General features: G+C 76.6%; 4 protein-coding genes. 1 reads left to right on the forward strand and 3 read right to left on the reverse strand.

Features of this window, described 5'->3' with window-relative positions:
• Positions 1–2: 2 nt before the first annotated feature.
• The 3 genes from ACFVYI_RS11900 to ACFVYI_RS11910 all read right to left on the reverse strand — a co-directional run bounded on the left by ACFVYI_RS11900 (position 3) and on the right by ACFVYI_RS11910 (position 5,004).
• Positions 3–1,625 (reverse strand): ATP-binding cassette domain-containing protein, encoded by a 1,623-nt coding sequence (locus ACFVYI_RS11900; protein WP_387883772.1) that lies wholly within the window; start codon positions 1,623–1,625, stop codon positions 3–5.
• Positions 1,626–1,959: 334 nt separating this feature from the next.
• The gene (locus ACFVYI_RS11905; protein ID WP_387883775.1) at positions 1,960–2,718 is read right to left on the reverse strand and encodes an NUDIX domain-containing protein; all 759 of its coding nucleotides are present in this window, start codon (positions 2,716–2,718) and stop codon (positions 1,960–1,962) included.
• 132 nt (positions 2,719–2,850) lie between these two features.
• Entirely contained in the window at positions 2,851–5,004 is a 2,154-nt protein-coding gene (locus ACFVYI_RS11910) for a glycogen debranching N-terminal domain-containing protein (protein ID WP_387883935.1), read from the reverse strand.
• A gap of 778 nt (positions 5,005–5,782) precedes the next feature.
• On the opposite strand from ACFVYI_RS11910, the gene ACFVYI_RS11915 reads away from it, so the two are divergent.
• Positions 5,783–7,096 carry an alpha/beta fold hydrolase gene (locus ACFVYI_RS11915; RefSeq protein WP_387883777.1) on the forward strand — a complete coding sequence of 438 codons (1,314 nt, stop codon included), beginning with the start codon at positions 5,783–5,785 and terminating at the stop codon, positions 7,094–7,096.
• Positions 7,097–7,227: the final 131 nt, after the last annotated feature.

Raw genomic sequence — 7,227 nt, forward strand, 5'->3', positions numbered from 1 at the left:
GTTCACTCGCTCCGGTGGTCGGGGACAGCGGGGGTGGCGGGGGTGGCGGGGGTGGCCGCCGGGTCCAGGCGGCCGAGGCGAACGGTGTCGGTGGTCAGCAGGTCACCGGCGGCCGCCTCCTCGTGCCGGGTGCGGGGCTCGGGGGCCGGGCTGCCGCCGGACCGGACGAGTCCGCGCAGGCCGTCCCGGAACAGGCGGTCCACGGCGACGCTCGGAGAGGTGTCCGCGGACTCGAGGTCCTCGCCGGTGCCGGTGGTCCCGATGCTGCCGGTGGTCCCGGTGGCCCCCGGTTCGGGCCGGCGGGGCCGGGTGGGGTGCCGATCCGGCCGGGGCTGCTGGTCCTGCTGGGGCGCGGGCCGGGCGGCGCGGGCCGTGACCGCCGACAGCGCCGTCGCGGCCGCGACGGCGACGGTGCCGGCAGCCGCGGCCACGGCTGACGAGGAAGGCAGCGCGAGGACCGGCAGAGCGCCCGTTCCCGGTGCCGCCCCGGCCGGCCGGGGCTCCCGGGGCTCCGCCGTCGGCTCGGCCTCCGGTGCACCCGTCGCCGGCTCCGAGCCCGCCACCCTCTCCGGCTGCGGCTGCGGCTGCGGCTGCGGCTGCGGCTGCGGCTTCACGGAACGGGCCTCGGCCGGGCGGGGCTCGGTCACCCGAGCGGACATGGACCCGGCCGGGCGGGGCTCACCCGGCGTCGACGTGACGTGGAGCCGCCCCGAACGCCCCGAGGCCGTGGGCAGGGTGGCGCGAGGCGCGGGCTGCTCGACCACCCGGTCGGCGAGCTCGTGCAGCAGGATGCCGTGGCGGTAGGCGAGTTCACCGATCTCGGTGCGGCCGATCCCCGACACCGCCAGGCCGGCCCCGCCGTCGCGGCGCACCGCCGCGCCCTGGCCCGACAACAGGTCGGCCAGCCGGGCCATCTGCGGTCCGCGCACGGCGACCTCCGGACTGAGCCGGGTACGGCAGAACTCCGCCACCGGTTGATCGGCCACCAGGCGGCCCTGGTCGAGCGTGATCACACGGTCCGCGAACAGGGCGGCCTCCTGCGGCGTACGGGTGGTCACCAGGACCGTGCCGCCCGCGACCCCGAACGAGCGCAGGAAGGAGTGGAACCACTCCACGTTGCGCGGTGACAGCCCCTCGGTGGGTGCGTCGAGGATCAGGGTGCCCGGGTCCCCGAGCAGTGCCGTGGCGAGGGCCAGCCGCCGGTGCATGCCGGGCGAGAAGGCCCGCAGCCGCTGCCCGGCCACGGCGGCCAGCCGGGTCTGCTCCAGCAGTTCGTCGGCCCGGCGGGCGGGGACTCCGGCGGCCGCCGCCAGCATCCTGAGGTGGCTGACGGCCTTTCGACCGGGGTGCCCCGCGATCGCTCCCCCGGCTCCGCCGGCGCCGGGCAGCAGGACGCCGACCTCACGCTCCGGGCGCCGGAGCCGGCGGTAGGTGCGGCCGCCGAAGAGCGTGACGCCCTGGCCCCGTTCGAGTTCGAGCATCAGCCGCAGCGCGGTGGACTTGCCCGCCTCCTCGGGGCCCAACAGGACCGTCACCGCGCCCGGCCGGGCGTCGAAGGTCAGATCGAGCACCGCCGGCGGACCGCCCCTGCGGTAGACCTTGGTCAGTCCGGTGATCTGGATCATCGCTGGCTGCTCCCGTGCCCTCGGCCGACCTGGTCTGCGCGGCGCGGACCGTGCCCGCACGGCCCCGCGCCAGCACATTAGGGGGCCGGAGCGGCGATTCCGGGCATTACGGGAGCGGCACGGGCCCACCGCCCGCGCACCTCACCCGATCAGGGGACAATCCGATCCTGCGACGGAGCCACGGGGGTGCCGATCGGGCGCGGGACTTCGGGTGCCGGGGTTCCGGTGCCGGGGTTCGGGTGCGCGGGGGTTCCGGCGCCGGAGTTCCGGCGCACGGGCCCCGGCCCGCTGCTCCCGGCGCGGGAGCGGGCGGTGGTCGGACGGGCGCGGCGTCTCAGGACTCCGGGCGCAGCATCGGCGGGTTGAGCACGGTGGCCCCGCCGGCGGTGAACAGCTGTGCCGGACGGCCGCCCTGGCGAGTGGTCGTGCCGCCGGAGGGCAGCAGGAAGCCGGGGGTGCCGGTGACCTTGCGGTGGAAGTTCCTCGGGTCGAGCACCACGCCCCACACCGCCTCGTAGACCCGGCGCAGTTCACCGACGGTGAACTCGGTGGGGCAGAAGGCCGTCGCCAGCGAGGAGTATTCGATCTTGGAGCGGGCTCGCTCGACGCCGTCGGCCAGGATCAGCCCGTGGTCGAAGGCGAGCGGGACACCGTCGACCGGGCTCTGCCCGAGCAGTTCGGCGACCGGTGCCCAGCGGGCACCGCTGGCGTCGCCACCGGCCCGGGGAGTCGGCAGGTCCGGTGCCAGGACGAGGTAGGCCACGCTGACCACCCGCATCCGGGGGTCGCGCTGCGGGTGACCGTAGGTCGCGAGCTGTTCCAGGTGCGCGCCGGCCGTACCGGAGCTCGCCGCGTCGTGCCCCGGAGCGGAGTAGGCGCGCAGACCGGTCTCCTCGGCCAGTTCCCGGGAGGCCGCCTCGGCCAGGCCCTCGTCCGGGCGGACGAAGCCGCCGGGCAGGGCCCAGTAGCCCTGGAAGGGAGGCTCGCCCCGCCGGACCAGCAGGGCGCACAGCGCGTGGTCCCGCACCGTCAGCACCACCAGGTCAACCGTGACAGCGAACGGGGGGAAGGCCGACGGGTCATAACGCGACATGGCGACGATCATAGTCGTCTCTCTGACGATAAGCACAGGCCCGCGCACGAAGCGTGCCGCGACCGTACGCGGCCCTACGGCCGGTCGGGCAGGGCGGGCGGCTCCGCCCGACCGGGGCACGGCTCGGGCACCTCAGCGGGCGACCAGCTGGAGCTCCGCGGACGCCTCCTCGACCATCGCGACGCCGATCCGGCTCACCCGCACCGAGAACGGTTCGCCCGCGACCCGCAGCCCGGTCAGCTGCAGCTCGCCGAGCGGCGCCGTACTGGCCGGCCGGACCAGCACCCGCCCACCCGGGACGTCGGGGCGGACCCCGGCGAGGGCGAACACCGCGTGCACGGCTCCGGCCGCCGAGACCGCTGCCGGGTGGCAGGCGGCCGGGTGCGGCACGGGCGGGCAACCGGGGGCGCGCTGCTCCCCCGCGTACATCTCGGGCAGTCGGCCCTCGAAGTGGGCGGCCGCGCCGAGCAGGCCCTCCAGCAGCGCGCCGGCCTCGTTCTCGTGACCGGCCTCGGCCAGCCCGGCGATCGCGAGGGCGGTCTCGTGCACGCGCACCGCCCCGCTGCGGTGACCCAGCGGATTGAACCGGGGCGACTTGGCGCTGAGCGTGCGCAGTCCCCAGCCGCTGTCCAGCTCGGGCGCGGCCAGGCGCTGGGCGAGCAACCTGGTCTGCTCGCGGTCGAGCAGGCTCTCGTGCCGGCCACCGTCGGCGCACAGACCCGGGTCGAGGAGGTGGACGAAGGAGGAGGCGACGGCGGGAAGCGGCTGGCCGCCTGGCAGGAGGCCCGCCGCCGGACGCCCGCCGGAGAGGTCGTCGATCCAGAACCGCTCGCGGAAGCGCCCCCGCAGCGCGGCCGCCCAGCCGCGCCACTCCTCGGCGCCGGGGCGGCCGAAGGCCTCCAACAGCTCGGCGCCGTGCAGCGCCGCCCGGTGTGCCTGGGCCTGGACCTCGGCCCGGGCCGCCACCGGGTGGGCGGCACGCTCCTCCACCGGACGGCTCAGGTCGGTGACGAAGCCGTCGACCAGGCCCTCCCGGAGCGCCCCGAGCGCCCGCTCGGCGGCCGGCAGCAGCTCGGCGACCTCGTGCCGGGGCAGGCCCCAGCGCCAGGCCTCGGCCAGCACCGTGACGAACAGCAGCGTCGCCTCGGTGGCCGTGCAGGTGGGCGGCAGCTCCGGGCCGCCGTGCCGCAGCGCCCCGGGCAGCAGCCCCTCGGGGCGACGGCCGGGCTGACCGGGCGCCTGCTGGCCCGGTCCGCCCTGACCGGCGGCGAGCCCGAGCTGCTGACGGCGGGCCAGCGCCCGCAGGGTGCCGGCCGCCAGACGGGTGCCCAGCGGGAGCGTCAGACGGGCCGCCCAGAGCGCGTCGGCCGGGGCGAGACCGAAGCGCCAGGGCGCGCCGGAGGCCGGGTAGAGGTCGGTCGGGCGGTCCGGGTCCGCGAACAGCAGGCCGCCGAGGGCGTCCAGCGCGCGGGGCACCAGGAGCTCGACCCGGTGGTCGTCGCTGCGGACCTCCGGCTCCGCCCAGGGCAGCGGCACTCCGGTGCCCCGGCCACCCGGCGGCCGCGGGCCGGGGGCGGTGCTCTCCAGTTCGGTGCGCAGTTCGACCGACCAGCGGGCGCCGGGCTGCACCTCCAGGTCCCAGCGCAGCACCCCGGCACCGGCCAGGACGGCGTGCGGCGACGGCTTGGCGCTGACGACGGCACTGTGGGTGGGGCCGGCCCAGCGCAGCCCGGCGGACTGCACCTGTCCGGGCAGGTCCGGGGGCCGGTGTCCGGCGGCGATCTCGCCGACCGGGCCGAGGTCCGTGCCGAGGGCGATCTCCAGCGGCAGCCGGGCGGGCCGGCTGCCGGTGTTCCGGACGGTGACGGTCTCGACCCCGTCGGCATGGCGCAGGCGCTCGACGGTGAGCGCCGGATCGGGGTCGAGGTCGCCGGGGATCCGGACAGCACCGAGGAAGCGGGCCTGCGCCGCCGTGGTCAGGGTGCCCTGGAGCGGCAGCGGCTCCATGCCGCCGATCCGCAGCTCCATCCGGGCCAGTACCCGGACGCCGGACCGGTAGAAGCCGTGGAGGCCGTGACCGCGCAGCTGCCCGTCCGGACCGGAGGCGGCCATGGCGGGGGCGTTGACGCAGAGCACCGCGTGGTGGACGGCGGCGGGCTGCGGGCGCGGCGGCGCCGTCGACCGGGCCGGGCCGCCGGGCGCGCCCGGCGGTACCTGGTCGGAACGGCCGACCGGTCTCGGCGCACCGACCACGCTCTCGGCCGGCATGGCCTGTGGTGGCCTCATGGCGGTCACCGGACTCTCCTCCCCTCGGCGGTCCGGTGGCCGGTGGGGCCGGTGGGCCGCGAGCATGCTCGATCGCGTGCTGATGATGCCTGGCCGACGGGGGTTCCCGTCGGCGTTTCTGCCGTGTCTGGCCGTACCCGTCGCCGGGCCGTGCCATGCGACGCCCGGTACCGCTGGGGTACCGGGCCCGCCTCTTCCGGGCACGCCGTGGCGCCCGGCACTTCGTCATGGCCCTCGTTCGGTGGCACCGGTGACACCGTGTCCAGATCGGCGCCCCGAACCCGCCGTCGACGGGTGCGGAACGGCCGCAACCTGTCGGCCGCCCGTCGGCCGGGCGGGTGGTGCGCCGATCGCCCCGCCGTCCGGTCTCCCGGCCGCCGCCGTGCCGCGGCGCGGGACTCGGCTCGCCACGGCGCAGCCCGTCGCCGGGAGCCCGGTGTCCGTCCGGGCACAGTGCCCCCGGGTTGAACGCCGCCGACCGGCCGCAGGTAACGCTCGATCTGTTGCTTCGGCCTGCCACGCCGGAGGACCGGGCAGTCGTGCCGCCGCCACCGCCGGGCCGCCGCGGCTCCGGGCCGGCGGTGCTCCGGGCCGAACCGCGTGTGCCGCGGCCGTCTTACAGCCTCGCGCGGCTCCTCGGGCGGACGGTCGTGAACGGCAACCGTCGAACCCGTGTCCGACCGCCGTCAGGATACGGTGCGGGGGTTGCGGCGCCCGCACCGGCAACACCGTGAGCGGCGACGTGACGCTGTGAACCAGACACATACCGAGGAGTTGTATGTCCACCGCCAGCCGGCTGCCCGGGATTGTCACGACCGACCACGTCTTCCGCCTGCCTCTCGACCACACCGCCCCGCAGGGCGAGCAGATCGAGGTGTACGCCCGCGAGGTGGTGGCCGCGCGCCGTGAGAAGGACGACCTGCCCTGGCTGCTCTTCCTCCAGGGCGGACCGGGCGGAAAGGCGGGGCGCCCGCTCGGCCGGGACGGCTGGCTGGAGCGCGCCCTCGACGACTACCGGGTGCTCCTGCTCGACCAGCGCGGCACCGGGCGGTCCACGCCCGCGACCCGGCAGACCCTCGCCCGGCGCGGCGGCGCCCCGGAACAGGCGGACTACCTGGCGTACTTCCGCGCGGACTCGATCGTGCGGGACGCCGAGCTGATCCGCCGCCGGCTGCTCGGCGACGACCGGCGCTGGAGCGTGCTCGGACAGAGCTTCGGCGGCTTCTGCCTCCTCACCTACCTCTCGATCGCGCCCGGGGGGCTGCACGAGGCCTTCATCACCGGTGGCCTCGCGGGTCTGCGCAGCTCGGCCGACGATGTCTACCGGGCGGCCTACCCCCGGGTCGTCCGCAAGAACGAGGAGCACTACGCCCGGTTCCCGCAGGACGTCGAGGTCGTCCGGGGGATCGCCGCTCACCTGGCGGCCTCGCCCGCGACCCTGCCCGACGGCGGACTGCTCAGCGTCGAGGCGTTCCAGGCCCTCGGCCTGATGCTCGGCGGCGGCAGCGGCTCCGGGAGCCTGCACTACCTCCTGGAGGAGGCCTGGGTGGAGGGCCCCGACGGGCCCGAGCTGTCCGACACCTTCCTGGCCGGCGTCCAGGCGAAGGTCTCCTTCGCCGAGGGGCCGCTGTACGCCGTACTGCACGAGCCGATCTACGGCCAGCAGTCCGTGGACCGGGCGGGTACCGCCTGGTCGGCCGAGCGCGTCCGCAAGGAGTTCCCCGAGTTCGACGCCCGGGCGGCGTTGGAGTCCGGGGCTCCGGTGCTGTTCACCGGAGAGATGATCTACCCCTGGATGTTCGACACCGACCCGGCGCTTCGCCCGCTGAAGGAGACGGCGGAGCTGCTCGCGGCCCGCACCGACTGGCCCGACCTGTACGACCCGGCCCGACTGGCCGCCAACGAGGTGCCCGTGGTGGCGGCGGTCTACCACGACGACATGTACGTCGACACCGCCGATTCGCTGGCGACCGCCCGGGCCGTTCGCGGTCTGCGGACATGGGTGACCAATGAGTGGGAGCACGACGGGCTTCGAGTGAGCGGTGGCAAGGTGCTCGACCGCCTGATCGCGATGGCGCGCGGCGAGGCGTAGCGAGGTCCGGCCGCCGACTCGGTACGGCGGCGCGACCGGTGCCGTCCGCCGGTCGGCCCGGGGGGTGGCCCCGGGCGAGCCGCGGGCGGTCGGGCCGGGGCCCGGGGCCCCGGGGGCGGCACCGCGCAGTC

This window comes from Kitasatospora sp. NPDC058218 (assembly GCF_042882445.1).
Taxonomy (GTDB): domain Bacteria; phylum Actinomycetota; class Actinomycetes; order Streptomycetales; family Streptomycetaceae; genus Kitasatospora.

Coding starts and splice junctions, on each gene's coding strand:
- ACFVYI_RS11900 (WP_387883772.1), bottom strand. CDS start 1,625: ATGATCCAGATCACCGGACTGACCAAGGTCTACCGCAGGGGCGGTCCG.
- ACFVYI_RS11905 (WP_387883775.1), bottom strand. CDS start 2,718: ATGTCGCGTTATGACCCGTCGGCCTTCCCCCCGTTCGCTGTCACGGTT.
- ACFVYI_RS11910 (WP_387883935.1), bottom strand. CDS start 5,004: ATGAGGCCACCACAGGCCATGCCGGCCGAGAGCGTGGTCGGTGCGCCG.
- ACFVYI_RS11915 (WP_387883777.1), top strand. CDS start 5,783: ATGTCCACCGCCAGCCGGCTGCCCGGGATTGTCACGACCGACCACGTC.